The sequence below is a fragment of the Salinibacterium sp. VpJ6 genome (genome assembly GCF_059767345.1).
Map to the genome: position 1 here is coordinate 1,562,083 of NZ_JBSOQL010000001.1, position 25,811 is coordinate 1,587,893.

Here is a 25,811-nt window from a genome sequence, read left to right on the forward strand (position 1 = left end):
CCATTCTAACTTTTACCCGCCCGTGAAACAGGGGTGAGTTGAGTTGTGGATGCCCGGCTCACGCTGGGCTTGCGGCTACGCCCGCGCCGCGCGCCGATCACCCGGCAGACCAAGTAGATCAAGAACGAAATCGTTGTGATGTACGGACTAATCGGCAACGAGCCGCCAAGCGCGAGCAAGACGCCACCCGTCGCCGAGACAAACCCGAAGATCATGCTGAGCACGGGCACCATGCGCGGCGATGACGACACTCGCATTGCGGCCGCGGCTGGTGTCACCAGCAGGGCCATCACGAGCAGGGCGCCAATGATTTGCACAGCCACGGCGACCATGAGGCCCAGCAGCACCATGAAGCCGAGCGAGAGTGCGCGTGAGGGAACGCCGCGCGCGGTAGCGACCTCGGGGTCGAGGCTGTCGAAGGTGAGGGGGCGCCAGACCACGAACAGAGCGGCCAGTACGACAACGCTAATCACGATCAGCAAGCCGAGCTGCTCCCCATCCACCGAAATGATTTGGCCGGTGAGGAGCCCGAACTTGTTTCCGCTGCGTCCCGGGTAGAGCGCCAGAAAGAGGATGCCCAAACCCATACCGAACGGCATGAGCACGCCAATTATCGAGTTTCGATCGCGAGCCTTCGCCCCGAGCATCCCGATTAAAATCGCTGCCACGAGCGAACCGACGATTGAGCCGGCCACCACGTTGGCACCGAACAGCAGCGCAGCGGCGGCTCCGGCAAAGGAGAGTTCGCTGATGCCGTGCACCGCGAACGCCATGTCTCGTTGCATGACGAAAACGCCAATGAGGCCGCCCGCGATGCCGAGCACCGCGGCCGCGATGAGCGAGAAGCGCACGAGGTTAAGCAGTTCGCCATAGTCGCTGAAGTTCACGACCTGGCCCCAGAATTCGTCGAAGGTCACGCGATCTCCTCCTCGTGGTGGTGATCGCCGTGCGGCGTGCCGGCCACGATTACGCGACCACCCACTCGCACAACCTCGACGGGAGTGCCATAGAGCTCGGTCAGCACATCGCTGCGCAAGACTTCGTCCGGTGTGCCGATCGTGAACTTGCCCCCGGCCAGGTAGAGCACTCGGTCGACCATGCTCAGGATGGGGTTCACATCGTGGGTCACAAAAAGTACCGCGGTGTTGTGTTCGCGTCGTCGCCGGTCGATGAGTTCAGAGACCCCGCGCTGATGCTGCAGGTCGAGGCTGAGAAGCGGTTCATCGCAGAGCAAAAGGACAGGATCTGCGGCCAAAGACTGTGCGACCCGCAAGCGTTGTTGCTCACCGCCCGACAGCGAACCGAGCGGTTGGCTGGCGTAGTCGGTGGCGCCCACGTCAGCGATCAGTTCGTCTACGCGCGCCTTCACGCTGCGGGGGAGTGTCGGCACGCCAAAGCGGTGACCGTTTACTCCCAGGGTCACCAGATCACGCCCGCGAAGCGGTGTTCCCGGCGCCGCGAGTTTCTGCTGCGGAATATAGCCGATGCAGCGATCGCCGCGGCGAACCGGATGCCCGGCCACCGTGATCGTGCCCGAGTCAAGCTTCTGCTGCCCCAGTATCGCCTTCAGCAGGCTCGACTTTCCGGAACCATTCGAGCCGAGCACCGCCACGAACTCGCCGGGCGTAACATCGAGGTCGAGCCCCGACCAGAGGGTGCGCGCGCCGAAGCCCAGCACCCCATCACGGATGCTGAGCACGGCAGGCGCTGCAGTAGCGGTCATTCGGTCGACTCGCTGACTAGCCGAGGGCTACTGCGAGTGCATCGAGGTTTGACGACATCCATTCGACATAGTCTGACCCCTCGGGCAGCGTCTCGGTGAACGACACCACCGGGAGCCCCGCTTCTTCCGCCGTCAGACGCACGCGCTCAGTTTCGGGGCTCGCGGTCTGCTCGTTGTAGGCGAGGAGCGCGATGTGGTCGTCTTCAACCAGGGCGAGAACGTCTCGAAGGGCAGTCGGGGGAACATCCGAACCCTCTTCGATTGCCTCGGTGAAGGCATCAGGAGTGTCGTTGTGCAACCCAATTTCTTCGAGCAGGTAGACCGCGACGGGCTCGGTGATCGCCGCTCCACGGCCATCTGCGATGACGGCAAGTTCGTCGGCCTGGGCCTCGAGGGTCTCAAGTTCGCCCAAGAATGATTCGAGAGAAGCGTCGAACGCGGCGCTGTTCTCGGGGCTCAGTGTGCTGAGGTCGGCAGTGATTTGTTCGGCAATGTGCTCCATGGCGTGGAAGCTGTACCAGACGTGCTCGTTGAAACCCTCAATGTGATCGTGGCCATCTTCTTCGGCGTGGTCTTCATCGGCGTGGTCTTCATCGGCGTGGTCGTCTTCGGCTACGTCGTCGGCGTGATCGTCGTGCGTGTCGTCGGCGTCGTCATGATCCACGTGATCGTGGTCCTCGCCTTCCTCGAGCAGGCCAGAGGCGTCAACGGCGTTGACCAAAATTGCGGATGCTCCGGAGGATTCGTACAGCGCCTCGGCGAAGGGGTCATAGCCACCACCGTTGAGCACCACGAGATCAGCCTCAGACACCGCGAGCTGATCGCGAGCGGACGCTTCGTAGCTGTGCGGGTCTTGCGCCGGGTTATCGATCAGGCTCGTGACCGAGACGGCGTCGCCACCGAGAGTGGAGACCAGGTCACCGTAGACGCTCGTGGAGGCGACGACGGCAATCGTGCCGTCGTCCTCCGCGGGCTCGCTCGTGGAGCAGCCGGCGAGGGTGAGCGCGGAGACCGCGAGCACGGCTCCTGCCGTGAGGGCGCGCGAGCGGTGAGGAGTAAAGACAGAAGAGGTAAAGCGAGACATCGAGAGGTGTCCTTCTAAGGCCGTAGCCGATAGCGGTAATGAGATTCGTTATCAATAGAGTACACGACCGTCGGTGACATCGCGACGAGACGATCGCCGCCTAGCGAATGTTCGTGCCGGAGAGCTGCAACTCCAGGCCATCCAGAATGAGCGTGAGGCCGTCGCCAAACTCGTTCTCAAAGGCGTACTCGCCGGCGCCGAAGAGTTCGGCGAGCGCGCGAGCAAGGTGCGGATACTCCTCGGCTGACGGCGCGACCTCGGCAGCAAATTCAGCCTCCGCGCCCTCGTCAGGAGCGAAGGGAAGGCCGGATTCCGTCAGCACGAAGCCATAGACGAACGCATCAATCGTCGAAAACGCGTGCGTCGCGAGGGCCGCCGAAAAGCCATGCGCCATGAGGCACCCCATGACCCGATCGTGGTGACGCAACAGCGCTGGACCGGGAACCGGCCGAGATTCGAGCATCCCCAAACCCCAGGGGTGAGCTCGCAACACCTGCCGCGCAGACTGCGCTCGTCGCACCATTTGCTCACGCCAGGGGGCATCAATCTCGGGCAGTTCGATTTGCGAAAACACCCACTCCGCAAGCTCATTGAGCAGTGCTTCCTTGTTGGAGACGTGATGGTACAGCGACATGGCCTGAACCTTCAGTTCCGCCCCGACGGTGCGCATGCTGACGCTTGCGAGACCGTCTCGATCTGCAACCGCAGCAGCAGCATCCACGATCCGCTCGCGACTCAACGTTCCTCGTACGCTCATGTCCCTATTGTTGCGCCCCTTACAGGTGTAAGCCTATACTCCGAATGATCACAGAACCAACAACACCCGAAAGGCACTCACCGTGACCACTGACACTTCACCCCTCGCACCGCTCGATGTTCGCATCCGGCTCGCTGCTCTCTGGACCGCAACGATGGTGCTCGTGGCCTTCGTCGACATCTTCGGCTTCTACCGGCCCGACTATCGCGAACAGATCGAGGCCGGGCGGGTCTTCGTGTTCGACGTCGGTCAACCCTTCATGCTCGGGATCATCATTTACGTGACGATCCCGACACTGATGATCGCGCTGAGCGTGCTGCTGCCCCACCGCTCAAACCGCCTCACGAACCTCATCGTGGCACCCCTCTTTGCCCTGACGATCGTCGGGGCCGCTATCGGAGAGTGGGGATACTATGTGCTTGCGAGCGGGGTCGAGTTGGCTTTTCTCGTCATCATCGTGACGCTTTCCGCGAAGTGGGCTATGCCCAAGCTCAACTAACACTGCGCTGCCGTGGGCAGGGTCTTGCCGCGAGAGGGCCACCATGTCGACCACCACCAACTGGGCGGGCAACCTCGCCTACGGCGCCGAAACGATCCTGCAGCCGACCACGGCGGCCGAAGTGCAAGAACTCGTGGCCCGCTGGCCGCGCGTGCGAGCGCTCGGCACCCGGCACTCCTTCACCGACATTGCAGATACGCCCGGAGCGCTCGTCAGCCTGGCTGGGCTTGACCCTGACATCCGGATCGATGCGGCATCGAGGAGGGTCAGCGTCACCGGGGGCACCAGCTTCGGCCTCCTGATCGATGAATTGCAACGCCACGGGTTCGCCCTCCACAACACGGGGTCGCTGCCGCACATCTCGGTCGCCGGCGCGACCGCAACGGGCACCCACGGCTCCGGAGACGGCAACGGCATCCTCTCCACGGCAATCGCCGAGGTCGAACTCGTCACGGCCGACGGCACGCTCGTGAGGGTCCGTCGCTCCAGCGGCGACCTTCCAGCGCTGGCTGTGGGCCTCGGTGCGTTTGGCATCATCACGCGCGTGAGCCTCGACATCCAACCCAGTTATGTCGTTCGTCAAGATGTGTACCGGTTCGCCCCGTGGGAGACCGTGCTGGCTCAACTGGATGAGGTGATGGCGAGCGCCTACAGCGTGAGTCTTCTTGCTGACTTCGGGAGCCCCACCGTGGCGCAGATTTGGCTCAAGACGCGCCTCAACGACGACGCCGAACCGCCGCTGGCGTCCACGCTGTTCGGCGGAAGCTGGTACGACGACTCAGAAGAAGGCCCTAGCGAACATGTCAACCAACGAGCCAGCGTGCCCGGCCCGTGGTCAGAACGGATGCCGCACTTTCGCCTCGACGGCCAGCCCTCCAACGGCGGCGACGAGTTGCAAAGCGAGTACTACGTGGCGCGTGAGCACGGCGTTGAAGCCTTGGAGGTGCTGCGAACTCTGGGCGCCCAAATCTCGCCCCACCTGCTGATCTCCGAGATCCGCACTGCCGCCGCCGACGCGCTGTGGATGAGCCCCGCCTGCGAGCGGGATGTGCTGTGCATCGGCTTTACGTGGGCTAAGCATCCGGCCGAGGTCGCAGCGCTACTGCCCATCATCGAAGAGGCCCTCGCGCCCTTCGCACCGCGGCAGCACTGGGGCAAGCTGTTTCACTACGGCGCTGACGTCATCCGTGAACGCTTCCCGCGCAGCGCCGACTTCGTCGCACTACAGCGCGAGTACGACCCCGTGGGCAAGTTCTGGAATCCGTTCCTCGAACGAACCCTCGGGCCCCGCTAGCGCGCTATTTCTTCTTGGCCTTCTCGGGAGCAGACTCGAGGTTGGGCTTGTGGCCCGTTTCGTTCCAGGTCTTGAGAATCGACCAGCCCACGGCGGCGATCGGCACGGCCAGTATGGCACCGACGATGCCGCCCAGAATCGTTCCGGCGGTCAATGCCACCAAGATCACGAGCGGGTGAATGCTCAGGGACTGTGCCATCACGACGGGCTGGAGGAAGTTGCCCTCGAGCTGGTTGACCAACACGACGATGCCGAGAACGATGAGCGCTACGACCCAGCCGTTCGTCACGAGAGCGACAACGGCGGCCAGGATGCCGGCGACAGTCGCACCGACGAGCGGGATGAAGGCGCCCAAGAAGACGATTACCGAGAGGGGCAACGCAAGCGGCACCTGCAAGATCGCGAGTCCGATACCGATACCGAGCGCATCGACGGCGGCAACCGTCGCGGTTCCCCGGACGTAGCCGCCGAGGGTGCGAACGGCCGTGTGACCAATGCGGTGCCCTCGCGCTAGACGCTCGCCCTCTAGGGGGCGAAGGAAGAACTCCCAAATGCGGTCGCCATCCTTGAGGAAAAAGAACAGGATGACCAGGCCGAGCAAGATTCCGGTCACGACTTGAGCCGCGGCCGACACTCCCTGGATCGCGCCGAGGCCGAAGGTCGCGCTCGTGACAAAGTCGATTACCGCGTTCCAGGCATCGTCGAGGGCAGTCTGGTCAATGGGGAAGGGGCCATCCAGTGCGAAGTTCTTGAGCTGTTCGAAGCCTTCAACAGCCGAGTCAGATAGCTCGGACCACTGGTCTTCTACCGCGAAAACCACAGCAGTGACCAAGCCACCGAACAGGGCGATTCCGCCGAGCAGCGCGATCCACGTCGACAGCGCTCGGCCCACACCGCGGCGGCGCATCCACATCACGATCGGGCTCGCGGCCGCGGCGAAGATCAGAGCAATGAGCACCGGAATGACAACGAGTTTGAGCTGCGTGAGAGCAAAAACGATGACCGAAACAAGCGTGAGCAGCAAGAGAACTTGCAGCGCCCGAATGGACCAGGCGCCTAAGCGGTCGGTCCACAGTTCGTGGATTCCGGGGCGCTTCGCTTCGGATGCAGTCACCGCTGCAGACGATTTCTTCTTCGTGACCATGCGGCCACATTACCCACCGTTGCGCCGAAAGCGGTGCAACGTCGGTGTGTGAGTGGCGAATGCTCGGTTGTTAGTCGAGCAGCAGCGCAGGCTCTTCGAGCACACTCGCGAGGTCGGCGACGAAGCGGCTAGCGACATCCCCATCGACGATGCGGTGGTCGAAGCTTGCGCTCACGGTCGTCACGTAGCGGGCGCGTACTTCTCCATCGACAACCCACGGCTTCTGCTTGATGGAGCCAAGAGCCACAATCGCAGCCTCGCCGGGGTTGATGATCGGCGTACCCGTATCCATGCCGTACGAACCGATGTTGGTGATCGTGATCGTGCCGTTCGACATTTCGGCGGGCTGCGTCTTGCCGTCGCGCGCGGTAAGCGTGAGCTGTTCAAGCGCCTTGGCGAGATCGAAGAGGCTCAAGTCTTGAGCGTCCTTGATGTTCGGCACGATGAGACCGCGCGGGGTTGCCGCGGCGATACCGAGGTTCACGTAGTGGTGAACGATGATCTCTTTGTCGGTCCAGCTGGAGTTCACGGTGGGGTTGCGGCGCACGGCCCAGTTCACGGCCTTGGCCATGATCAGCAGCGGGCTCACGCGCACACCAGCGAAGTCGGGGGAGTTCTTGAGGCGCTTCACGAACTCCATGGTTCGCGTGGCATCCACGTCGGTAAAAACGCTCACGTGCGGCGCAGTGAAAGCACTGTGCACCATGGCCTTAGCGATGGCCTTGCGCACACCCTTCACGGGAATGCGCTCTTCGCGCTCGTCGCCCCACGCGGGAGTTTCGATGTTGCGGAAGACGCTCGCCTGCGAAGCATGACGAATCACATCTTCGCGCGTGGTCTCGCCGGCAAGACCGGTGGCAGCAACCTCCGCGAGTTCAACCCCGAGGTCCTTGGCCAGCTTGCGAATCGGCGGCTTGGCAATGATCGGGCTAGCGAACGACGCGGGCACGGATGCCGGGCGCGGCTTCGCTGCAGCGGCGGCAGTCTCAGCCTTGGCCGGTTGCCCACCCTTGCGGCGACGCGAGCTCACGTGTCCGCCAGTGCCGTAGCCCACGAGCACGGCTCCGGGCTTGTCCTCTTCGCTGGCGATGGTGGATGCCGTGTCAGCGACAGCAGCGGCAGCGTCATCCGCTGCGCTGCTTTCAGAACCGACGTCGGACATCATGCCGTGGCTTTCGTCTTCGCCCGAGCCGGGTGCGGTCAGCTCAACCGAGCCCCCGACGGACTTCACGCTGATGATCGGGGTGCCGACCTCGACGGTCGCGCCCTCCTCCACCAGAAGATTCTGCACGGTGCCGGCGAACGGCGAGGGCAGCTCGACGAGCGACTTCGCGGTCTCGATCTCGACGAGCACCTGGTTGACGGTGATCTCGTCGCCGGGCGCAACCTTCCAGGAGACGATCTCGGCTTCAGTCAGCCCCTCGCCCACATCGGGGAGAGGAAATTCAGATACGGCCACGGGGGCCTCCTTCGTCAGTAAGCCAATGCCCGGTCAACAGCATCCAAGATGCGGTCAACACTGGGCAAGTACACGGATTCCAGCTTGGCGGGAGGGAACGGGAGGTCGTAGCCACTCACCCGCAGCACGGGGGCTTCGAGTGAGTAGAACGCGCGCTCGGTTACCGTGGCGGCAACCTCTGAGCCCACGCTGACATTCCCGGGTGCCTCTTGAACAACAACGACGCGGCCCGTTTTTTGAGCGGATGCCACAATCGGGTCGTAGTCGATGGGGGAGAGCGACCGAAGGTCAACAACCTCGATGCTCGTGCCTTCTTCAGCGGCCAGTTCTGCCGCCTGCAGCAGGGTGGAAACGATAGCGCCGTGACCCACGAGCGTCACTTCGGTGCCTTCGCGAACCACACGGCTGGCGTGAGTGGCGATGCCGCTCGACTCGCGGTCAACCTCGCCCTTCTGCCAGTAACGCGACTTGGGCTCGAAGAACATGACGGGGTCATTGCTGGCGATGGCCTCTTGAATGAGCCAGTACGCATCGTGCGGGGTGGCCGGGCTCAGCAGGCGCAGACCCGGGGTGTGCGCAAAGTACGCCTCCGGGCTTTCCTGGTGATGCTCAACCGCGCCGATGTGACCGCCGTAAGGAACACGAATCACGACGGGCATCTGCAGCGTGCCCTCGTGGCGTGCGGTCAGCTTGGCCAGTTGAGACGTGATCTGGTCGAAGCCGGGAAAAATGAAACCGTCGAACTGAATCTCGCACACGGGGCGGAATCCGCCCATCGCCAGCCCGATCGCGGTACCCACGATGCCGGACTCAGCCAGCGGAGTATCAAGAACGCGCTTGTCGCCGAACTCGGCCTGCAGACCCTCGGTGACCCGGAAGACGCCGCCGAGCGGACCAATGTCTTCGCCCATCAGGAGAACGCGGCCGTTGGCGCCCATCGCGGCACGCAGACCCTCGTTGAGAGCCTTCGCCATTGTCATGGTTTCAGTCATTAGTTGCCCTCCTCAAACGATGCCTCGAAGTCGGCGAGCGCTTGGCGCTGCGCATCCATTACGGGGTGAGGGTCGGAATAGACATGGTCAAAGAGGGTGGAGGTAGCCGGGGTGGGCAGCTCGAGAATGCGCTTGCGGATGTCGGCGGCGAGGTCGTCGCCTTCCGTTGCGAGTTCGTCAAAGAAGCTTTGGCTCGCGCCGCGGGCCCGCAGATACGTCTCGAAGCGAGTGATGGGGTCACGTTGAGCCCAGAACTCAAGCTCGCTGTTGTCGCGGTACTTCGAGGGGTCGTCGCTCGTGGTGTGGGCACCCATGCGGTAGGTGAGGGCCTCAATGAAGCGGGGTCCCTCGCCTGCGCGGGCGGCATCCAAGTTGGCCTGGGTCACGGCGAAGCTCGCAAGAACGTCGTTGCCGTCGATCTGAACGCTCGGGATGCCGAAGCCTTCGCCGCGCAGGTAGAGCGGGGTGCGCGACTGGCGTGACACGGGAACCGAGATTGCCCAGTGGTTGTTCTGCAAGAAGAAGACTTGCGGGGTTTGGTAGCTGGCGGCGAAGACCATTGCTTCGCTCACGTCACCCTGGCTCGTTGAGCCGTCGCCGAAGTAGACCATCACGGCGGCGTCCTTCTCGGGGTCACCGGTTCCGCTACGGCCGTCGAGGCCCATTCCCATCGCGTAGCCCGTGGCGTGCAGAGTCTGCGAGCCAATGACGAGGGTGTAGAGGTGGAAGTTGTCGTGCTCTTTCGGATCCCAGCCACCGTGGCTGAGGCCGCGGAACATCGAGAGGATCGTGATCGGGTCAACACCGCGCATGAGAGCGATGACGTGTTCACGGTACGATGGAAAGAGGTGATCTTGCGGCTTCGCGGCCAGTGCCGAACCCACTTGAGCAGCTTCTTGGCCGTGACTCGGCACCCAGAGGGCAAGTTGACCTTGACGCTGCAGGTTGGCGGCTTCGATATCGAAGCGGCGCATCACCACCATGTGGCGGTGGAACTCCTGAAGAGCGTCGTCACTGAGCTTGTCTACATACGGGAGGTACTGTTCGCTGGCATCGCTGTGAACGAGCGTGCCCTCGGGAGACAGCAGCTGAACCGTCGCGGCGGTATAAGACATTCGACTAATCTAACGCGGCTCGGGTCAGTTCGTTTTCCGTGAAGCGACAACCTCTTGGGCTGCCCTTAGGAGTTTCTCCACAGATTCGGCTTCGCCAACGCTGATTCGCAGGCCCTCGCCGAGGGCTCGAACGACGATGCCGTGGCTGCGGAAAACCTCGGCAGCCCAGTCGGTTGCTGCCCCGGTGGGCAACCAGACGAAGTTGCCGTTGGGTGTTGGTACCGCCCAGCCCTGCTCGCGAAGCCCTGCCACAATCCGCTCGCGTACCTCGTTAATACGGCTGACTCGCTCTAACAATTCATCTTCATGTTCGAGGGATGCGGTGGCAGCTTTCTGGGCAAGCTCCGTGACCGAGAGCGGAATCGCTACCGCTCGCGCCGCATCCATCACGTATTCGGGGCCAATGGCGTACCCAATACGCAGGCCGGCGAGGCCGTAAGCCTTAGAGAAGGTGCGCAGCAATACGAGGTTGGGGTACTGGCCCACAAGGGTTTCTCCCCGCACGGCCTCGTGGTCTGTCACGAACTCGCGGTAGGCCTCGTCGAGAACGACAAGCACGTTTTCTGGAACGGTGGCCATGAATTCACGGAATTCGGCATCCGTGACGACGGTGCTGGTGGGGTTGTTGGGGCTGCAGACGATCACCACGCGAGTGGATGCCGTAATTGCGGCACTCATAGCCGCAAGGTCGTGCCGGTGGTCGGCTTGGTTCGCGACCTGCACGCTCGTGGCGCCTGCCGAGGACACCAGCAGCGGGTAGGCCTCGAAGCTGCGCCAGGCGTAGATGACTTCGTCACCGGGGGCGGCGGCGGCGCTGACGAGTTGGGCGAGCACGGCAACGGAACCGGCTCCAACTTGCACGCTGTCGGCGGTGACGCCGAAGCGTTCTGCCAGTTGCGTGCGCAATTCGAGAGCGGATGCGTCGGGGTAGCGGTTGATCGAGTGCGTCGACAATTGCGCCAGCACTGAGGGCAACGGCTCGTAGGGGTTTTCGTTGGAGGACAGCTTGAAGGCATCCGCTGCGGCGGGCGCGCCCTGACGGTAGGGCACGATGGCGGCGATTTCGGGGCGGAGCTGTACTCGGTTGCTGGTCACGTCACCAGCCTAGAGGCGAGCAACCATTGCGGCTTCCTAAATTCGGGGTGCATAGTTAACGCATGAGAATCATCGTGCGCTTGCTGATCAATGCTCTTGCTTTGTGGCTTACTACGGTGGTTGTCGCCGGGGTTGAGATTGTTCCTTTCTCCCCTGGGGGAACTCTTGAGGTCGTGCTGACCTTCTTGCTCGTCGCGGCTGTCTTTGGAATCGTCAATGGCGTGCTGGGCAACCTCATTCGTATTGTTGCCTTCCCGCTGTATGTTCTGACCCTCGGCCTGCTTGCCCTCGTGGTGAATGGTCTTCTCCTTCTGCTCACGAGCTGGATCTCGAGCCTGTTCGGCTTCGGGCTCGTCGTCAATGGCTTCTGGTGGGGCGTACTCGGCGCTCTCGTGCTCGGTCTCATCAGCTGGTTCATCGGCATCTTGGTTCGCCCGATCGTCGGCAAGAACCGCTAAGGCTTCTCCCGCACATACTCAAAGTTCGTGACAGTGGCGGTCGACGTGCTGCCCGCTGGCGGGGCGAGTTGCTGCCAAGCCCGTTGAAGCTCGGGGCTGTCTGACGCATCCATGAGTCGTGCCGTTCTTTGGTACTCGATTGCTTGGTGGGCGGGCGCTGGCACACCCTCGGGAAGCGGGCGTCCTTCGTAAGCTTGCCGCTCAACAAGTAGCGCGTGATGGTTGTCTTGAAGGCCGCCGGCCGCCACAACGATGTCGTCGGAGTGCTCCACGATGACTGCGGGAACGTCGGGCGGCAACGAGATCTGCCCAATATTGCCGCCGACCGTGAGTAATCCGACAGCGTTGTACTCTTCTGATTCGACCAGTCGTGCCGCCACCGCGGCGCCTTGAGAGTGGCCCGTAAACGAGACCGCACTCGTCGTTGTGATGCCGGCTTCCTGCATAGCCGCAGCGACCGCGGCAATCGATGCTGAATCTCGCGCTGCCGCAAGATCGATGTTGCTGCTTCCATCCCACGGTTGCTCGGAATCAGCGACCGCGAAGTCGACCGTTCCCGAGATATACACCTCGAACCGATCCTCTTGTCCCGGAGTTGAAATCGTTTCGATGCGCACTTGCCACGGCGCGTCGAGTGTTGGCTGGGGAATCCGCGCAATCCGCTCCTCAAAGGATTGTGCGGGCTCAACCGGCTTTGGAGTGGTTGTGGTCTTCAACGTCACCGGAGTCTCTCTAAACACCCCCGCAACTCCTCCGAGTTGTTTGATCGTGCCCGCCGATGACGACAACCCGATGAGGCCGGCCGCACTCAGCGACGCGACAAGTCCCGGCGGTAAACCGGATGCTCCTGCCATGAACTCATCGGCGTTCATTACGGCGAACCGCATCGTTCGCACGAACACCGGATCGGTTATGAGTTCGTTGAGCGCGGTCGAAAATTGCTCCGAGAGCTGGATATCCGCCGGATTGCGCCCGGTGAGAAAAGCCGCCGCCGCGATTCCCGCGACGACGGGAACGACAATAACCACCCCGGCAGTGACGACAAGTTCGGTGGGAAAGAGAAACCCGAGCAGCGCTGCCGCTTCTGCGGCGACTCTGCGCGTCAAGCCTTCGACGAAGGCCTCTCCCATGCCATAGCTCTGAGCTGCGACCCGTACAACGGCGGTCAGCACGTCTGCACGACACGCAAATGCCTGCAGATCTTTGAATGCACACTCTAAGTCGTGCTCAGCGTAGGCGGCGGCGCTCGGGATGCCCAGCGACTCTAAATGCCCTCGTGTGAGCCGCGCATCCACCATCTGAATTGCGCCAGCTATCTCTCGAGACATCTCCGCGGCTCGCTGCAGCCTGCTTGCGCTGGAGAGCATTTCGTCGGTCGACACTGCAAAACTTCCCCCGCCAGAGATGATGAGATCACCCGACATAAGACGCCATCTGCTGAGAGGAAACCACGGTGCGGTGCTCGGCGGACTGAAGGAGAGTGCAGGCACGTGCAAGGTCACGGCGCAACTCGACGACGCCCGCATCGAAGAGCTGTTGAGCTGGGCCACGCCACTCAATGCTCGCGGGTGGCAAGAGCTCTCGCACAGAGTTAAGACGCTCGAGAATCATGCGGAGCTGTTGAGCTTGAAAATCGAGAGCCTCATGTGCTGCCGTATCCGAGGGAATAGTCATTGGTCGCCTTTCGCCGTCACAACTCTCGCCAAACACCGGCTGACACAGTGGTTGCCCGCAGGTATCGGGGATGAGAATCCCGCGACCATCGCTGTTGAGGAGGCGAAACTGCGACACAATGAGGCATGACCTTCGAGCGAGCACTCTCTGACTCGACTGCCTCCCGGATCTGTTTCGTGTGCACCGGAAACATCTGCCGGTCACCGATGGCCGAAGCTGTCTTCCGAGACCTCGTCGCTCAGGCCGGTCTCGAGAACCAGATCGCTGTCACGTCGGCAGGAACCGGCGATTGGCATGTGGGTGAAGCTGCCGAAGATCGCACCATTAGTGCCCTTGCAGCACGCGGCTACAATGGTTCTGGGCATCGCGCCCGCCAGTTCGACCCCGAATGGTTTGACAAGTTCGACCTCATTGTCGCGTTCGATCGAGGACAGGAACGAATTCTGCGCACGTGGGCACCCAACGATCAAGACCGATCGAAAGTGCAGCCCATGTTGAGCTTTGACAGCGAACTCGCTCCGCTCATTGACGTGCCAGACCCCTACTATTCGGATGCCGCACTCTTTGATCATGTCCTCGGCATGATTGAGCAGGCTTGCGGCTCACTATTTCGTCAGATCACGCCAGGTATCTCGGCATCCACCGCAAACAACTAGGGAGCCCCATGAGCCCGTTGCCCGTTCAACCACTGAGCCCCCTCGATGGTCGCTACCGTCCCGCCGTTTCGGCTCTGGGCGAGCACCTCTCCGAGGCTGGCCTCAACCGGGCCCGTGTGCACGTTGAGGTCGAATGGCTGATCTTCCTCACGAGCAAGAGCCTGTTTGGTTCGAGCCCGATGAGTACCGATCAGGTCACCGCCCTGCGCGCCTTCGCCACCGATTTTGGCCAAGAGCAGATCGATGAACTCGCTCGCCTTGAAGCCACCACCCGCCACGACGTCAAGGCCGTCGAGTACCTCGTGCGCGCCAAGCTCGACGAGCTTGGTCTCAGCGCGATCGCTGAACTCACGCACTTCGCCGCCACGAGCGAAGACATCAACAACCTCTCCTACGCGCTCACCATTTCGGATGCCGTACGCGAAGTCTGGCTGCCCAAGTTCCGTACCGTGATCGATGCCCTTCGCGCGCAGTCCGAGCTCATGCGCGACAACGCGATGCTCGCTCACACCCATGGCCAGCCGGCGACGCCGACCACCATGGGTAAGGAATTCGCGGTCTTCGTGTACCGTCTTGACCGCATCCTGACTCGCGTCGAGGGCATCAGCTACCTCGGCAAGTTCAGCGGTGCAACTGGCACGTTTGCCGCTCACCTCGCTGCAGACCCCGAGCAGAACTGGCCAGCCATCTCGAAGGAGTTCGTGGAGTCCCTCGGGCTCGACTGGAACCCGCTGACCACGCAGATCGAATCGCACGACTGGCAAGTGGAGCTGTACCAGGCCACGAGTCACGCCAACCGCGTGCTGCACAACCTCTGCACCGACGTATGGTCGTACATTTCGATGGGCTACTTCCGCCAGATTCCGCAGGCGGGCGCAACCGGTTCGTCGACAATGCCGCACAAAATCAACCCGATCCGCTTCGAAAACGCTGAGGCCAACCTCGAGCTCTCGAGCGCTCTTCTCGAGTCGCTCGCTCAGACTCTCGTGACTTCACGCCTCCAGCGCGACCTCACCGACTCCACGACGCAGCGCAACGTGGGAGTCGCCTACGGTCACTCGCTGCTCGCTCTCGACAACATCGAGCGCGGCCTCAAGGAGATCGCTCTTGACCCGGTGGCTCTCGACGCTGATCTCGACAGCAACTGGGAGATCCTCGGCGAGGCCATCCAGACGGTCATTCGCGCCGAGGTCACCGCGGGCCGCAGCACCATCAGCGACCCCTACGCCATCCTCAAGGAACTCACGCGCGGCAAGCGCATCAACTCCGTCGACCTCACCGAGTTCATCTCGGGGCTCGACATTGGTGCGGATGCCAAAGCACGTTTGCAGGCCCTCACGCCGGCGACCTATGTCGGCCTTGCCAGCTCGCTCGTCGACTACCTCGGCGACACTAAGTAGTTCACGCTCTATGGAAGGCCGGTCTCTTCGTGAGGCCGGCCTTTAGTGTTTCCACCGCCGGCGTTCCGTGTTCCACGGCAGGCCTTCGGTGTTCCTAGAACCCGCCTCCGCGCTGCGCCGCCCCTTCGGAAATTCAGGAAATCTCGCGACGAAGTCTACTGAGGCCCGCTCGTTCCCTCAGTTTTTGGAGGCAGACGCGAACACTCGCCACTGAATTTCCTGAATTTCCGAAGGGCGGTCTAACCACACCACCACTACTCGGAGGGGCACGAGTCCCGCGACAGCGCTAGTAGTACACAGCGAGCGCACCGTTAGGGCCGTCGATGACGTGAACGGGTGTGTCAAAGATTCGGGTGAGCACGTCATCGGTCAAGATCTCAGCGGGCGTTCCGAACTCGGTGACTTGGCCATCTTTGACAGCGCAGATGTGGTCGGCGTAGTGCCCGGCAAAGTTGATGTCGTGGAGCACGATGATGATGGTGCGGCCAAGTTCTTGGGCGGCGCGCTTCAGGTGGCGCATCATCTGAACCGAGTGCTTCATGTCGAGGTTGTTGAGGGGCTCATCCAGAAGCACATATTCGGTGTCTTGCGCGAGCACCATGGCAACGTAGGCGCGTTGACGCTGTCCGCCTGAGAGCTCGTCAAGATAGCGGTCTTGCAGGCCTTCAAGATTCAGAAAGGTGATGGAGTTGTTGATCGCCACCTCATCCGCTTCGGTCAGTCGACCTTGCGAATACGGGAAGCGGCTGAATCCCACGAGCTGACGCACCGTGAGGCGGGCGATGAAATGGTTTTCTTGCCGCAGGATCGCGATGATCTTAGCGAGGTCTTTCGACTTAGTCTTCGCGACGTCGTAGCCCGCGACCTCGATGTGGCCGGAGTCGATTCCGAGCAGGCGGCCAATCATCGTCAGTAGCGTGGATTTGCCAGCACCGTTCGGGCCGACCAGCGCGGTAATGCCTCCCTCGGGAATAGTGAGGTCGACGGGACCAATGGTCACGTCGTGCCCATAGCTTTTGCCCACATTGCTCAGGGTGATCACAGTCGTCCCTTTCTCAGAATGACGATGAGGAAGACGGTTCCTCCGACAAGTTCAACGATGATCGAGACCACTCCTTGCGCGTAGAACAGGTTCTTCATCACGAAGTACGCTCCGCCCAGCACCACAAACCCGGCCAATACCGCGATCGGGAAGATGTGGCGATGGTCGTAGGTATCCGCGAATTGGTAGGCGAGTGTGGCGACCAAGAACCCGAAGAAGGTCATCGGGCCGACGAGCGACGTCGAGACAGCCATCAGAATCGATACGAAGAACAGCACGCGCATGATCTCGAAACGGTAGCTGATTCCTAGATTCGTGGCGGTGTCTGAACCCAGCGCAATGATGTTGAGGCGGCGGCCCTGCGAGAGCAGCACGGTGCCGGCCACCAGGCAGAGCACGAGCGAGATGGGCAGGTAGCTGGCATCCGCATTGGAGATGGAGCCGAACAGGCGGGCCGTCAGGATGTCGAACTCACTGGGCGTGAGCAGGCGCTGCATGAACGTCGACACTGCTCCCAGCCCGCCGCCGATGATGATGCCCACGAGCAGCATGATCTGCAGGTTGCCGTACTTTCCGGAAAGCAACCAGCCGTACAGCAGTAGCGAGAGTCCGACCATCAGGGCGATCTGAAGCAAGAACTGGGGGAGACCCTGCAGGGCGACGATGCCGCTGATTCCCAAGAAGTACACCGCAGAGGTCTGCACCGCCACATACAGAGACTCGAAGCCCATGATGGATGGCGTGAGAATCCGGTTGTTCGTCACCGTCTGAAAACTCACGGTTGCAATCGCCTGACAGAAGGCCACGACGCCGATCACGATCACGTTGGTGGCGCGCAGCTCTGCGATGAGCCAGAACCCTTCGGTGCCCACCGGCATCGGATTGTTCCAGGCGAGCAGGCCGAACCCGATCGCCACAGCGAGCACACTCAGGATGCTGAGGAGCGTCCAGTAGCGGCGGCGCGCCCGCACCGTGGGGAACGGCCCCGTCACGCCGGGCGCCCCGACGCCAACAGTCGCTTTCTCCTGAGCATCCACGGGACTATGCACGACGGCGCTGCTTCAACAGAAGGGCAATGAAGACGATCGCGCCCACGACACCCAAGATGAGCGACACGGGAACTTCGAACGGCATGATGATCGTGCGACCGACGATGTCGCACACCGTCACGATCGCGATGCCCAGCAGGCACACCCAGGGCAGGTTGCTGCGCAGGTCGTCGCCACGAAACATCGACACGATGTTGGGAACGATGAGGCCGAGAAACGGCAGATTGCCCACGACAACCGTCACCACTCCGGTCGCGACTGCGATGAGCGCGGTGCCGATGAGCAAAATCTGGTTGTAGTTCACGCCGACGTTCGTCGCGATGTCTTGGCCGAGCCCCGCAACGGTGAGTCGGTCGGCGAACAAGAAGATCACGACGACGACGAGCGCAACGATCCAGAGCAGTTCGTATTGCCCGCGCATCACCGAGGTGAAGCTGCCGGCGAACCACACGGAGAGGCTCTGAAGCATGTCCGTCGAGAGAGCAATGTAGGTGGAGATGGCGCCGACCACCGAGCCGAGCATGATGCCGACGATCGGCACGATCAGCGAGGAACGCAGCGTGACGCGGCGCAAGAAGAGGAAGAAGATTCCGGTGCCGATGAACGCGGCTACGACCGCACCGCTCATACGGGCGAGGATGCTGGCTCCCGGAAAGAGGATCATGACTGTGAGTAGTCCAAGACCTGCCCACTCGGTAGTGCCCGTCGTGGTTGGTTCCACGAAACGGTTCTGCGTCAACAGCTGCATGACCAAGCCGCTCATTGCCATCGCGGCGCCCGCGAGCACTAAGGCGATCGTTCGCGGAACGCGCGTGATGCCGAACATTCTTTGGCCGTCATCCGCCCCGAAGATGTCGTAGACACCCGTGAAGAGGGAGACGATCAGCAGCAGCACAACGCCCACCGTCGCGAGCAGGAGTTTCCAGTCGAAGAGGGTGGTCGTGTTGGCGGGCCGCCGTCGGGCCAGTGTTGACGTCATCCGTGAGTGAGAGTTTCTGATTGAAGGCCAGAACCGTTCGGTGCTGAAGTTCGCCCGGGGGCACACTTCAGCACCGAACGGCGTGAGTAACGCTAGTTCTTGCCTTCTAGCGCGTCAGCGAGTGCGTTGAAGAACTCGGTGTACGTCTGGATGCCTTCGTTCGTGTACGTGTCAGCCGGCATGTAAACGAGGTTGCTTTCCTTCACCGCGGTGACGCCCGAGAGTGCTTCGGAGTTCTCAAGAACTTCGCTGCCCTGCACGTAGGTGGGGTCGTCGGCGAGAATCGCGGCGTCGCGGTCCATAACGAGAATCCAGTCGGGGTTGGAGTCAGCGATTGCCTCTACCGAGATGTCGTCACCCTGGTGGTCTTCGCTGCTGTCATCGACATCCAGTGCGGCGGTGAAGTCGAAGATGTCGAAGAGCGGGCCGAGGGTACGACCGACGCTCGGAGCCGAGTATCCGATCTCTCCGCCCGAGGTGATTACAGCCATCACTGAGTCTTCGCTGTTGTACGCCGCGTTCACGCGCTCGATGGCGGCGTCGAAGTCAGCATTCAGCTGTTCGGCCTCTGCCTGCTTGCCGAAGATCTCGCCAAGAACGGTGGTCTGGCGCTTGAGCTCGGCGTCAAAGGGCTCACCCTCGCGCGGGTCGAGCTCAACGATCACTGCGTCAGGTACGAGCTTGGCGAAGTCGTCGTGGTACTGCGCAAACCGCTGCCCGTTGATGATGACGTCGGGCTGGACGGCAACGACAGCCTCGAGGTCAGGCTCGCCGTGGTTGCCCAGGTCGATGATCGAGTCGTCCTGAGTGTAGGAGATGGTGCTCGGCATCAACGCTACTGCGGCGGCGCTGAGCTCAATGCCCCACGAGGCGAGAGTCTCGAACGTGCGGTTGTCAGTGGCAACGACCGAAGTGAACGGAGTCGCTACGGTCTGGCTACCGTTGTTGTCCTCGAACTGAACGGATGCTTCTGCTCGGTCTGAATCTGCAGCTTCAGGCGTCGCGGTGCTGCAGGCAGCAAGCGCGAGAGCCAGTAGTCCAACGAGTACTCCGTGCCGGGTTCGTGAAAAGTTCATGATGTCCTTAGTTATTTCGGATGACCGAAAGTGGTCGGGCGTAAAAACGCAACACCCGCTGCAGCGAGTGTTGCTTAGGTAAGCCTAACCTTAATAAAGACCGGGAGTCAAAGGGCTTCGAGCGAAAATTATGCACCCCGGGCGCGCCACAATTACTGCCGCGCAGAGCTACCTCTCGGCGGCTGGGCAGAACGGGAAGGAGCTAGTGCCCGGCTTCGCGATCCTGTTCGTCGAGATCGAGGAGTTCGTTCTTGTCGGGGCGCACCGCGAGCGTAAGCATCGCGATAACGACCAGCGACACGATGAAGGCAACACCGGCAAAGATGAGGCCGAGCATCAGGTCGCGGGTAGCCATGAAAACCACCAGTCCCGTGAACAGCCCGAAAACTGCGGAGAGGCCGAGCATCTCTGCGGGGCGCGTGCGGTCACGCTTGTCTGGGGTAGTCACTGGTCCTCTTTCTCTTGCACGGCTGCCGTAACAGCATCATGATCGGTTGTGCTCCACTTGAGCGAGAGTGCAGCAATCACTAGGTACACACCAAGGATGGCCCAATAGGCTCCGAGAAGTCCGACCACCACGATGGACGCCGTGAGTTCACGGTCGATTCCATCCGGCCCCGTAAAGGGTTGGCTGAATCCCGGCGGCACGAGCAGCACTACGAGGGCGAGCAGCGCGGTGAGGCTGCCGACGAAAACCCAGTCGCGCGATGATGCGTCGCGGCCGCGGCTGCGCAGCCCGAGGTAAAGCTCGATGAATCCGGTGATTGCGGCGAACGCGGTCAGCAGGAAGACGAAATAGGCTTGCCCGCCGTTCGACGCGATGAAGGCGGCGATGGCGGTAGCGATCGAAAGGACGCCCTGGGTAATCGTGAGGTTGCGCCCGATTCCACGGTGCGTGGAGAGCACGCTCGCAGTCAACAGCACGGCACCGACGATAAGCGTGTAGCTGGCCAGCGTGACAAGCCCGAGGCGCGACGAGTGGTCAGCCGAGAACGTGATGACAACAGCGAGAATCAGCGCGGGGATGGCGCGGGCTAAGGGCACGTACCACGCAGTAGATGCAGGCAGCGGCTCGGTGTGAGCACTAGTCAAGCGATCGCCTTCTTTCTGAACAAGCGGGTGCTTCTAGTCTAGGCCGCTTGCAACGATCTCTTGCCCTGGTGCTTAGGAGCCGGGCGGAAGGTCGACGAAGCGCGAGAAGTGACCGTGGAAGCCCACGGTGACGGTGCGGGTCGGTCCGTTACGGTGCTTGGCAATGATTAGGTCAGCTTCACCGGCGCGAGGGCTATCTGCTTCGTAGGCGCTCTCACGGTGCAGCAGGATCACCATGTCGGCGTCTTGCTCGAGCGATCCTGATTCACGAAGGTCGGAGAGCGCAGGCTTCTTGTCGGCTCGCTGCTCAGGACCACGGTTCAGCTGAGAGATAGCAATAACGGGAACTTCGAGCTCCTTGGCGAGAAGCTTGAGAGCACGCGAGAACTCACTAACCTCTTGCTGACGCGATTCAACTTTCTTACCGCTCGTCATGAGCTGCAGGTAGTCGATGATGACCATGCGCAGGCCAACTTTTTGCTTGAGTCGACGGCACTTGGCGCGAATCTCAACCAGGGTCATGTTGGGGCTGTCGTCGATATAGAGCGGTGCATCGTTGATGCGACCACGGGTCTGAGCGATCGTGGTCCAGTCGTTCGCATGCACCGAGCCCTTACGCATGTGCTGCAGAGGAACACTGGCTTCTGCCGACAACAAACGCATAGCGATTTCGCTTCGACCCATTTCGAGCGAGAACACGATCGAGGGCAGGTCATTGTGGATGGATGCTGCGCGAGCAAAGTCCAAACCAAGAGTCGACTTACCAATAGCTGGTCGCGCGGCCAAAATGATCAGCTGACCGGGGTGTAGTCCGTTGGTGAGTTCATCGAGCTCAGCGAAGCCGGTGGGAACACCGATCATCTGCCCGTCGCGGCCGCGCGCTGCCTCGATCTCGTCGATGGCGCTTTCGACGGCCATCGTGAGGGGAACGTAGTCTTCGGTTTCGACGCCGCCGGTCACCGAGTAGATCTCGGCTTGGGCGTTGTTGACGAGGTCGAGAACTTCACCTTCGCTGGCGTACCCCATCTGAACGATGCGGGTACCTGCCTCGACAAGGCGACGCAGTACAGCTTTCTCCGTAACGATGGTCGCGTAGAAGCCGGCGTTGGCCGCGGTAGGAACAAGTCCTGTCAGCGTGTGGAGGTACTCGACTCCACCCGCGCGAGAGAGTTCACCTGTTTTGGTGAGTTCGTCGGTGACAGCAATGACATCCGTCGGTTCACCGTGCGAGTAGAGGGTGAGTACCGCGTTGAAGATCGTTTCGTGCTTGGGGACATAGAAGTCCACACCGCGCACGGTTTCGATGACGTCGGCTACGGCATCCTTGCTCAGGAGCATTCCACCGATAGCACTCTGTTCAGCGAGGAGGTCGTGGGGAGGAACGCGGTCTCCTCGTGAGCCGCCGCGAGATTCGCCGGATTGGCGATCGTCGCCAGCAAGGCCTAGATGCGCAATCGACATAGTTTTCCTCCTAGTGGGGCAGCCCTAGTTATACGGGCAACCCCCGACACTCGGGCTAGCTTCAGAGCGAGTCCCGCTTCAAGGCTGCTTCACCTTACGAACCAGAATCGACTACCCACAACTGGGGCTGTGGATAACGTTGTGCACAACTCCGGCGAAACGCCGGGGACCGTGTGAACAAGCTGTGGAAACTCCTGTGAAAACAACAGTGGGTAATGACCGAAATAATCGCCTGACCAGCACTTTTACTTTTCACACACGGTGTGTAGAAACATACCTAAAGTCGCGCTTGAGGGTTCCGCATTTTTCACAATCCTGTGTACAAAACCCTTGACAACGGCCCTTAAAGCACAAGGACGACGAGCCAAACGGCCCGTCGTCCTTGTTCTGAAACAGTTACTTGCTAGCAACCACCTGAAGGGTGATCGTCGCAACGATGTCGTCACGCAGACGGATCGTAGCTTCGTGATCTCCAACAATCTTGATTGCCGAGGTGATCTCGATCTTGCGCTTGTCGATGTCGCCAAGTCCTGCAGCGGCAACAGCATCTGCTACGTGTGCGGGCTTGACCGAACCGAACAGACGTCCACCCTGACCAGCGGTCACGGTGAGCTTGACCTTGGTCGCCTGGAGGCGAGCCTTGAGGTCCTGCGCTTCTTCGAGAGTGGCGTGCTCGCGCGATGCGCGTGCTGCCTTGATGGATTCAACCTGCTTTTCGCCACCGCGAGTCCACGCCACGGCGAAGCCCTGGGGAATGAGGTAGTTACGAGCGAAGCCGTTCTTTACGTCTACAACGTCGCCAGGCGCGCCGAGACCGGTCACTTCGTGAGTGAGGATGAGCTTTGACATGTCGGTGGCTCCTTAACGGCCTGCGCCGGCGTAGGGCAGCAATGCCATCTCACGGGCGTTCTTGACGGCCGTGGCGATGAGACGCTGCTCCTGAACGGAAACACCGGTGATACGACGGGCGCGGATCTTTCCACGCTCGGAGATGAACTTACGAAGCGTTGCGACATCCTTGTAGTCGATGACGCCTACGCGGATCGACTTGGCGGGTGCGGCGTTCTTGCCGTCCTTGCCTTTGCGGATGGGCTTGCGGCGGTCGCCGCTGCTCTTTCCTGCCATGAGTGTTACTTCTTTCTGTATTTAAGACTGAGCGCCGAGGGCCTAGAAAGGCGTCTCGTCGGAGTAGTTGCCAGGGGTGTTCCACACGTCGCCCGAGGATGCTGCAGGAGCGCTAGCTGCCCACGGCTCTTCGTTTGACTGGCCGCCGCCGTTGTTCTGCTGAACTCCACGAGGAGCTGAGCTGTCACGGGGGGCGCGGGTGATCTGCGTCGTTGCGTAGCGGAGGCTGGGACCGATCTCGTCGATCTCCAGTTCCATGCTCGTACGCTTTTCGCCCTCTTTGGTTTCGTAGGAACGCTGACGAAGGCGACCCTGCGCAACAACGCGGGTTCCCTTAGTCAGTGAGCTGGCAACGTGCTCGGCGAATTCACGCCAGCAGGAAGCGCGGAGGAATAGTGCTTCTCCGTCTTTCCACTCGTTGGATGCTCGATCGAAGGTGCGCGGCGTAGAGGCAATGGTGAAGTTAGCTACGGCAAGTCCACCCTGCGTGTAACGCAGTTCGGGATCTGCCGTGAGGTTTCCCACGACCGTAATGACTGTTTCGCCGGCCACGGTTACTTAGCTTCCGCTTCAGCCTTGGCGTCAGCAGCGGGAGCAGCAGGAGCTTCAGAAGCCTTAGCGTCTGCAGCAGGAGTCTTTGCCGGAGCAGCAGCCTTGCGAGCAGCCTTCTCTTCAGCAACCTTCTTGGCAGCAGCTACCTGAGCGAACCCAGCTTCTGCACGCAGCACCTTGGTGCGCATGACAGCTTCGCTGAGTGAGAGTTGGCGGTCGAGCTCGTCTGTCGACTTGCTCTCTGCGGTGAAGTTGACGACGGCGTAGATGCCTTCGGTCTTCTTGTTGATCTCGTAGGCCAAACGACGGCGACCCCAAATATCGATGTTATCGATGGTGCCACCGTCATTGCGGATGACATTGAGGAACTTGTCGAGACTGGGAGCCACGGTACGTTCGTCGATCTCTGGATCGAGGATAACCATGAGTTCGTACTGATGCGTCACAAACCCACCTCCTTCGGACTTAAACGGTTACAGACGGTCTGTAACAGGAGGGTGTTGACGTTCATCCGACCACACGAAAGCAGTCAGACAACCTGCCTAGTGTAGTTGCTACGCGGGGCAATACTCAAGGTGGAGATTAAAGCGAGGCTCAGGAGCGCTCAGCCCACCACATCAGTAGCCGTCTTTCGGCTTCGTCGGCGCCCAGCGGGCCTTCGTCGAGGCGCAGGTCGAGCAAGAACTTGTAGGCCTCTCCTACCTCACGACTCGGCTTGAGGTCCAAGATCGCCATGATCTCTTCGCCATCGAGGTCCGGGCGTACGGCCGCGATACCTTCGGCCTCGGCGATGGCAGCGATGCGGTCTTCGAGGTCGTCGTAGGCAAAGGCCAACCGATCGGCCTTGCGTACGTTGCGCGTAGTGACATCCGCCCGGGTAATGATGTGCAGGCGCTCGAGCTGATCGCCGGCATCCCGAACATAGCGACGTACGGCCGAGTCAGTCCACGCACCCTCGGTGTAGCCGAAGAAGCGCAAGTGAAGCTCCACCAGGCGCGCAACAGAGTTAATGGTCTCCTTGTCGAAGCGCAGAGCCCGCAGTCGCTTGGTCGCGAGCTTGGCGCCCACAACATCGTGGTGGTGGAAGGTCACCACTCCACCGCGTTCGATCTTGCGCGTGGATGGCTTGCCAATGTCGTGCAGCAGCGCCGCGATGCGCAGGATGAGGTCGGGGCCCTCAATGCCTGGCCGACTCTTCTCGAGATCGATCGCCTGACGCAAGACCGTCAGGGAGTGCTCGTAGACGTCCTTATGGTGAGCGTGCTCATCCACTTCAAGCTTCAGGGCAGGAATCTCGGGCAGAACCTGCTCGGCGAGCCCCGTCTCCACCATGAGGCGGATGCCCGGAACCGGGTCATCCGTCTTCAAAAGCTTCGTCAACTCATCGCTCACGCGCTCAACACTCACGATGCTGAGGCGCGGAGCCAGTTCCGTCATCGCCGCCACCGTCGCGGGGTCAGCCGTGAAACCCAGCTGCGATGTGAAACGTGCAGCCCGCATCATTCGCAGCGGGTCATCGCCGAATGACACCTCGGGGGAGCCCGGTGTGGTGATCGTTTTAGTAAGAAGGTGCTCTACTCCTCCCCAGGGGTCGACGAGAACACGTTCCGGCAGGCGCAATGCCATTGCGTTGACGCTGAAGTCGCGGCGCTCAAGATCTTTCTCAAGCGAGTCGCCGAACGCAACGACCGGCTTGCGGCTTTCGCCGTCGTAGCTATCCGCACGATACGTCGTGATCTCCACGGTCTCGCCATCAATACGCGCGGCGATGGTGCCGAAATCCCGCCCGATGTCCCACTGGGCATCCGAGATCGGCTTTACCAACCGCATGATGTCGTCCGGGTTAGCGTTCGTGGCGAAATCAAGGTCGGTGACCTTACGGCCCAAGAACGCGTCCCGAACCGGTCCGCCCACAAGCGCGAGTTCGAACCCCTCAGCAGCGAATCGCGCCGCTAGGGTGGCTACTGGCTTAGAGTCGGCAAGCTTGTCGAGACTCTTAATCGCGTGGGCAACACTCTCCATGGTGCGACTAGTTTTGCACGGACAGCGGGTGAAGTTTGCTCGGTTAACATCAAAGCACCCACC

At 61.3% G+C, this 25,811-nt stretch carries 28 protein-coding genes; 5 read left to right on the forward strand and 23 right to left on the reverse strand.

The window, feature by feature from the left end; all coding sequences use genetic code 11:
* Positions 1 to 5: 5 nt before the first annotated feature.
* The 4 genes from ACWTV1_RS07690 to ACWTV1_RS07705 form a co-directional block, all read right to left on the reverse strand.
* Positions 6 to 917, reverse strand: a complete 912-nt coding sequence (locus ACWTV1_RS07690; RefSeq protein WP_498504781.1) for a metal ABC transporter permease — start codon at positions 915 to 917, stop codon at positions 6 to 8.
* Positions 914 to 1,723 carry a metal ABC transporter ATP-binding protein gene (locus ACWTV1_RS07695; RefSeq protein WP_498504782.1) on the reverse strand — a complete coding sequence of 270 codons (810 nt, stop codon included), beginning with the start codon at positions 1,721 to 1,723 and terminating at the stop codon, positions 914 to 916. Before ACWTV1_RS07695 ends, ACWTV1_RS07690 begins: the two co-directional genes overlap by 4 nt.
* A gap of 16 nt (positions 1,724 to 1,739) precedes the next feature.
* Positions 1,740 to 2,807 (reverse strand): metal ABC transporter solute-binding protein, Zn/Mn family, encoded by a 1,068-nt coding sequence (locus ACWTV1_RS07700; protein ID WP_498504783.1) that lies wholly within the window; start codon positions 2,805 to 2,807, stop codon positions 1,740 to 1,742.
* Between the two features lie 100 nt (positions 2,808 to 2,907).
* The gene (locus tag ACWTV1_RS07705) at positions 2,908 to 3,564 is read right to left on the reverse strand and encodes a TetR/AcrR family transcriptional regulator C-terminal domain-containing protein (RefSeq protein WP_498504784.1); all 657 of its coding nucleotides are present in this window, start codon (positions 3,562 to 3,564) and stop codon (positions 2,908 to 2,910) included.
* Between the two features lie 82 nt (positions 3,565 to 3,646).
* On the opposite strand from ACWTV1_RS07705, the gene ACWTV1_RS07710 reads away from it, so the two are divergent.
* Both ACWTV1_RS07710 and ACWTV1_RS07715 read left to right on the forward strand, forming a co-directional pair.
* The gene (locus ACWTV1_RS07710; RefSeq protein ID WP_498504785.1) at positions 3,647 to 4,063 is read left to right on the forward strand and encodes a DUF6326 family protein; all 417 of its coding nucleotides are present in this window, start codon (positions 3,647 to 3,649) and stop codon (positions 4,061 to 4,063) included.
* A gap of 43 nt (positions 4,064 to 4,106) precedes the next feature.
* Positions 4,107 to 5,357: an FAD-binding protein gene (locus ACWTV1_RS07715; protein WP_498504786.1), complete on the forward strand. Its 1,251-nt coding sequence runs from the start codon at positions 4,107 to 4,109 to the stop codon at positions 5,355 to 5,357.
* 4 nt (positions 5,358 to 5,361) lie between these two features.
* Here ACWTV1_RS07715 and ACWTV1_RS07720 read toward each other — a convergent pair whose 3' ends face one another.
* From ACWTV1_RS07720 to hisC, 5 genes are all read right to left on the reverse strand, one after another.
* Complete coding sequence (locus tag ACWTV1_RS07720; protein ID WP_498504787.1) at positions 5,362 to 6,501, reverse strand: AI-2E family transporter; 1,140 nt, start codon at positions 6,499 to 6,501, stop codon at positions 5,362 to 5,364.
* Positions 6,502 to 6,571: 70 nt separating this feature from the next.
* A complete protein-coding gene (locus ACWTV1_RS07725; protein ID WP_498504788.1) occupies positions 6,572 to 7,960 on the reverse strand; it encodes a dihydrolipoamide acetyltransferase family protein in 1,389 nt (462 codons plus the stop codon).
* A gap of 14 nt (positions 7,961 to 7,974) precedes the next feature.
* Entirely contained in the window at positions 7,975 to 8,952 is a 978-nt protein-coding gene (locus ACWTV1_RS07730; protein ID WP_498504789.1) for an alpha-ketoacid dehydrogenase subunit beta, read from the reverse strand.
* A complete protein-coding gene (locus tag ACWTV1_RS07735; RefSeq protein ID WP_498504790.1) occupies positions 8,952 to 10,067 on the reverse strand; it encodes a thiamine pyrophosphate-dependent dehydrogenase E1 component subunit alpha in 1,116 nt (371 codons plus the stop codon). The genes ACWTV1_RS07730 and ACWTV1_RS07735 overlap by 1 nt, the downstream gene beginning before the upstream one ends.
* A 24-nt stretch (positions 10,068 to 10,091) precedes the next feature.
* Positions 10,092 to 11,162, reverse strand: a complete 1,071-nt coding sequence (hisC, locus tag ACWTV1_RS07740) for a histidinol-phosphate transaminase (RefSeq protein WP_498504791.1) — start codon at positions 11,160 to 11,162, stop codon at positions 10,092 to 10,094.
* Positions 11,163 to 11,224: 62 nt separating this feature from the next.
* On the opposite strand from hisC, the gene ACWTV1_RS07745 reads away from it, so the two are divergent.
* The gene (locus ACWTV1_RS07745) at positions 11,225 to 11,620 is read left to right on the forward strand and encodes a phage holin family protein (protein WP_100387813.1); all 396 of its coding nucleotides are present in this window, start codon (positions 11,225 to 11,227) and stop codon (positions 11,618 to 11,620) included.
* Here the strand turns inward: ACWTV1_RS07745 and ACWTV1_RS07750 are convergent.
* Complete coding sequence (locus tag ACWTV1_RS07750; RefSeq protein ID WP_498504792.1) at positions 11,617 to 13,044, reverse strand: hypothetical protein; 1,428 nt, start codon at positions 13,042 to 13,044, stop codon at positions 11,617 to 11,619. The two genes, ACWTV1_RS07745 and ACWTV1_RS07750, sit on opposite strands and share 4 nt — an antisense overlap.
* On the reverse strand, positions 13,034 to 13,294 hold the full coding sequence (locus ACWTV1_RS07755) for a hypothetical protein (RefSeq protein WP_498504793.1): 261 nt from the start codon (positions 13,292 to 13,294) through the stop codon (positions 13,034 to 13,036). The genes ACWTV1_RS07750 and ACWTV1_RS07755 overlap by 11 nt, the downstream gene beginning before the upstream one ends.
* Before the next feature lie 125 nt (positions 13,295 to 13,419).
* Between ACWTV1_RS07755 and ACWTV1_RS07760 the strand changes: the two genes are divergently transcribed.
* Both ACWTV1_RS07760 and purB read left to right on the forward strand, forming a co-directional pair.
* Positions 13,420 to 13,950, forward strand: a complete 531-nt coding sequence (locus ACWTV1_RS07760) for a low molecular weight protein-tyrosine-phosphatase (RefSeq protein ID WP_498504794.1) — start codon at positions 13,420 to 13,422, stop codon at positions 13,948 to 13,950.
* 8 nt (positions 13,951 to 13,958) lie between these two features.
* Positions 13,959 to 15,350 carry an adenylosuccinate lyase gene (purB, locus tag ACWTV1_RS07765; RefSeq protein ID WP_498504795.1) on the forward strand — a complete coding sequence of 464 codons (1,392 nt, stop codon included), beginning with the start codon at positions 13,959 to 13,961 and terminating at the stop codon, positions 15,348 to 15,350.
* Between the two features lie 286 nt (positions 15,351 to 15,636).
* Here purB and ACWTV1_RS07770 read toward each other — a convergent pair whose 3' ends face one another.
* From ACWTV1_RS07770 to ACWTV1_RS07825, 12 genes are all read right to left on the reverse strand, one after another.
* A complete protein-coding gene (locus tag ACWTV1_RS07770) occupies positions 15,637 to 16,392 on the reverse strand; it encodes an iron ABC transporter ATP-binding protein (protein WP_100387805.1) in 756 nt (251 codons plus the stop codon).
* Entirely contained in the window at positions 16,389 to 17,441 is a 1,053-nt protein-coding gene (locus ACWTV1_RS07775) for an iron chelate uptake ABC transporter family permease subunit (protein WP_498504796.1), read from the reverse strand. Before ACWTV1_RS07775 ends, ACWTV1_RS07770 begins: the two co-directional genes overlap by 4 nt.
* Entirely contained in the window at positions 17,434 to 18,420 is a 987-nt protein-coding gene (locus tag ACWTV1_RS07780) for an ABC transporter permease (RefSeq protein WP_498504797.1), read from the reverse strand. Before ACWTV1_RS07780 ends, ACWTV1_RS07775 begins: the two co-directional genes overlap by 8 nt.
* 92 nt (positions 18,421 to 18,512) lie before the next feature.
* Positions 18,513 to 19,496, reverse strand: a complete 984-nt coding sequence (locus ACWTV1_RS07785) for a siderophore ABC transporter substrate-binding protein (RefSeq protein ID WP_498504798.1) — start codon at positions 19,494 to 19,496, stop codon at positions 18,513 to 18,515.
* A 202-nt stretch (positions 19,497 to 19,698) separates the two neighbouring features.
* Positions 19,699 to 19,944 carry an FXYD domain-containing ion transport regulator gene (locus ACWTV1_RS07790; RefSeq protein ID WP_100387801.1) on the reverse strand — a complete coding sequence of 82 codons (246 nt, stop codon included), beginning with the start codon at positions 19,942 to 19,944 and terminating at the stop codon, positions 19,699 to 19,701.
* The gene (locus tag ACWTV1_RS07795) at positions 19,941 to 20,588 is read right to left on the reverse strand and encodes a DUF308 domain-containing protein (RefSeq protein ID WP_498504799.1); all 648 of its coding nucleotides are present in this window, start codon (positions 20,586 to 20,588) and stop codon (positions 19,941 to 19,943) included. Before ACWTV1_RS07795 ends, ACWTV1_RS07790 begins: the two co-directional genes overlap by 4 nt.
* A 72-nt stretch (positions 20,589 to 20,660) precedes the next feature.
* Positions 20,661 to 22,049, reverse strand: coding sequence for a replicative DNA helicase (gene dnaB / locus ACWTV1_RS07800; protein ID WP_100387799.1), 1,389 nt, complete (start codon positions 22,047 to 22,049; stop codon positions 20,661 to 20,663).
* Positions 22,050 to 22,445: 396 nt separating this feature from the next.
* A complete protein-coding gene (gene rplI / locus ACWTV1_RS07805) occupies positions 22,446 to 22,898 on the reverse strand; it encodes a 50S ribosomal protein L9 (protein ID WP_100387798.1) in 453 nt (150 codons plus the stop codon).
* A 12-nt stretch (positions 22,899 to 22,910) separates the two neighbouring features.
* The gene (rpsR, locus tag ACWTV1_RS07810; RefSeq protein ID WP_009773575.1) at positions 22,911 to 23,174 is read right to left on the reverse strand and encodes a 30S ribosomal protein S18; all 264 of its coding nucleotides are present in this window, start codon (positions 23,172 to 23,174) and stop codon (positions 22,911 to 22,913) included.
* A gap of 42 nt (positions 23,175 to 23,216) precedes the next feature.
* Positions 23,217 to 23,726, reverse strand: coding sequence for a single-stranded DNA-binding protein (locus ACWTV1_RS07815; protein ID WP_100387797.1), 510 nt, complete (start codon positions 23,724 to 23,726; stop codon positions 23,217 to 23,219).
* A gap of 2 nt (positions 23,727 to 23,728) precedes the next feature.
* Positions 23,729 to 24,151, reverse strand: coding sequence for a 30S ribosomal protein S6 (rpsF, locus tag ACWTV1_RS07820; RefSeq protein ID WP_498505048.1), 423 nt, complete (start codon positions 24,149 to 24,151; stop codon positions 23,729 to 23,731).
* A 169-nt stretch (positions 24,152 to 24,320) separates the two neighbouring features.
* Positions 24,321 to 25,748, reverse strand: coding sequence for a CCA tRNA nucleotidyltransferase (locus ACWTV1_RS07825; RefSeq protein WP_498504800.1), 1,428 nt, complete (start codon positions 25,746 to 25,748; stop codon positions 24,321 to 24,323).
* Positions 25,749 to 25,811: the final 63 nt, after the last annotated feature.

Excerpts from the sequence above, each read along its gene's own strand:
- ACWTV1_RS07695 (WP_498504782.1), bottom strand. The coding sequence starts at position 1,723 with ATGACCGCTACTGCAGCGCCTGCCGTGCTCAGCATCCGTGATGGGGTG.
- ACWTV1_RS07700 (WP_498504783.1), bottom strand. The coding sequence starts at position 2,807 with ATGTCTCGCTTTACCTCTTCTGTCTTTACTCCTCACCGCTCGCGCGCC.
- ACWTV1_RS07705 (WP_498504784.1), bottom strand. The coding sequence starts at position 3,564 with ATGAGCGTACGAGGAACGTTGAGTCGCGAGCGGATCGTGGATGCTGCT.
- ACWTV1_RS07715 (WP_498504786.1), top strand. The coding sequence starts at position 4,107 with ATGTCGACCACCACCAACTGGGCGGGCAACCTCGCCTACGGCGCCGAA.
- ACWTV1_RS07720 (WP_498504787.1), bottom strand. The coding sequence starts at position 6,501 with ATGGTCACGAAGAAGAAATCGTCTGCAGCGGTGACTGCATCCGAAGCG.
- ACWTV1_RS07730 (WP_498504789.1), bottom strand. The coding sequence starts at position 8,952 with ATGACTGAAACCATGACAATGGCGAAGGCTCTCAACGAGGGTCTGCGT.
- ACWTV1_RS07735 (WP_498504790.1), bottom strand. The coding sequence starts at position 10,067 with ATGTCTTATACCGCCGCGACGGTTCAGCTGCTGTCTCCCGAGGGCACG.
- ACWTV1_RS07745 (WP_100387813.1), top strand. The coding sequence starts at position 11,225 with ATGAGAATCATCGTGCGCTTGCTGATCAATGCTCTTGCTTTGTGGCTT.
- ACWTV1_RS07750 (WP_498504792.1), bottom strand. The coding sequence starts at position 13,044 with ATGTCGGGTGATCTCATCATCTCTGGCGGGGGAAGTTTTGCAGTGTCG.
- ACWTV1_RS07755 (WP_498504793.1), bottom strand. The coding sequence starts at position 13,294 with ATGACTATTCCCTCGGATACGGCAGCACATGAGGCTCTCGATTTTCAA.
- ACWTV1_RS07760 (WP_498504794.1), top strand. The coding sequence starts at position 13,420 with ATGACCTTCGAGCGAGCACTCTCTGACTCGACTGCCTCCCGGATCTGT.
- purB (WP_498504795.1), top strand. The coding sequence starts at position 13,959 with ATGAGCCCGTTGCCCGTTCAACCACTGAGCCCCCTCGATGGTCGCTAC.
- ACWTV1_RS07780 (WP_498504797.1), bottom strand. The coding sequence starts at position 18,420 with ATGACGTCAACACTGGCCCGACGGCGGCCCGCCAACACGACCACCCTC.
- ACWTV1_RS07785 (WP_498504798.1), bottom strand. The coding sequence starts at position 19,496 with ATGAACTTTTCACGAACCCGGCACGGAGTACTCGTTGGACTACTGGCT.
- dnaB (WP_100387799.1), bottom strand. The coding sequence starts at position 22,049 with ATGTCGATTGCGCATCTAGGCCTTGCTGGCGACGATCGCCAATCCGGC.
- rplI (WP_100387798.1), bottom strand. The coding sequence starts at position 22,898 with ATGTCAAAGCTCATCCTCACTCACGAAGTGACCGGTCTCGGCGCGCCT.
- rpsR (WP_009773575.1), bottom strand. The coding sequence starts at position 23,174 with ATGGCAGGAAAGAGCAGCGGCGACCGCCGCAAGCCCATCCGCAAAGGC.
- rpsF (WP_498505048.1), bottom strand. The coding sequence starts at position 24,151 with ATGGTTATCCTCGATCCAGAGATCGACGAACGTACCGTGGCTCCCAGT.
- ACWTV1_RS07825 (WP_498504800.1), bottom strand. The coding sequence starts at position 25,748 with ATGGAGAGTGTTGCCCACGCGATTAAGAGTCTCGACAAGCTTGCCGAC.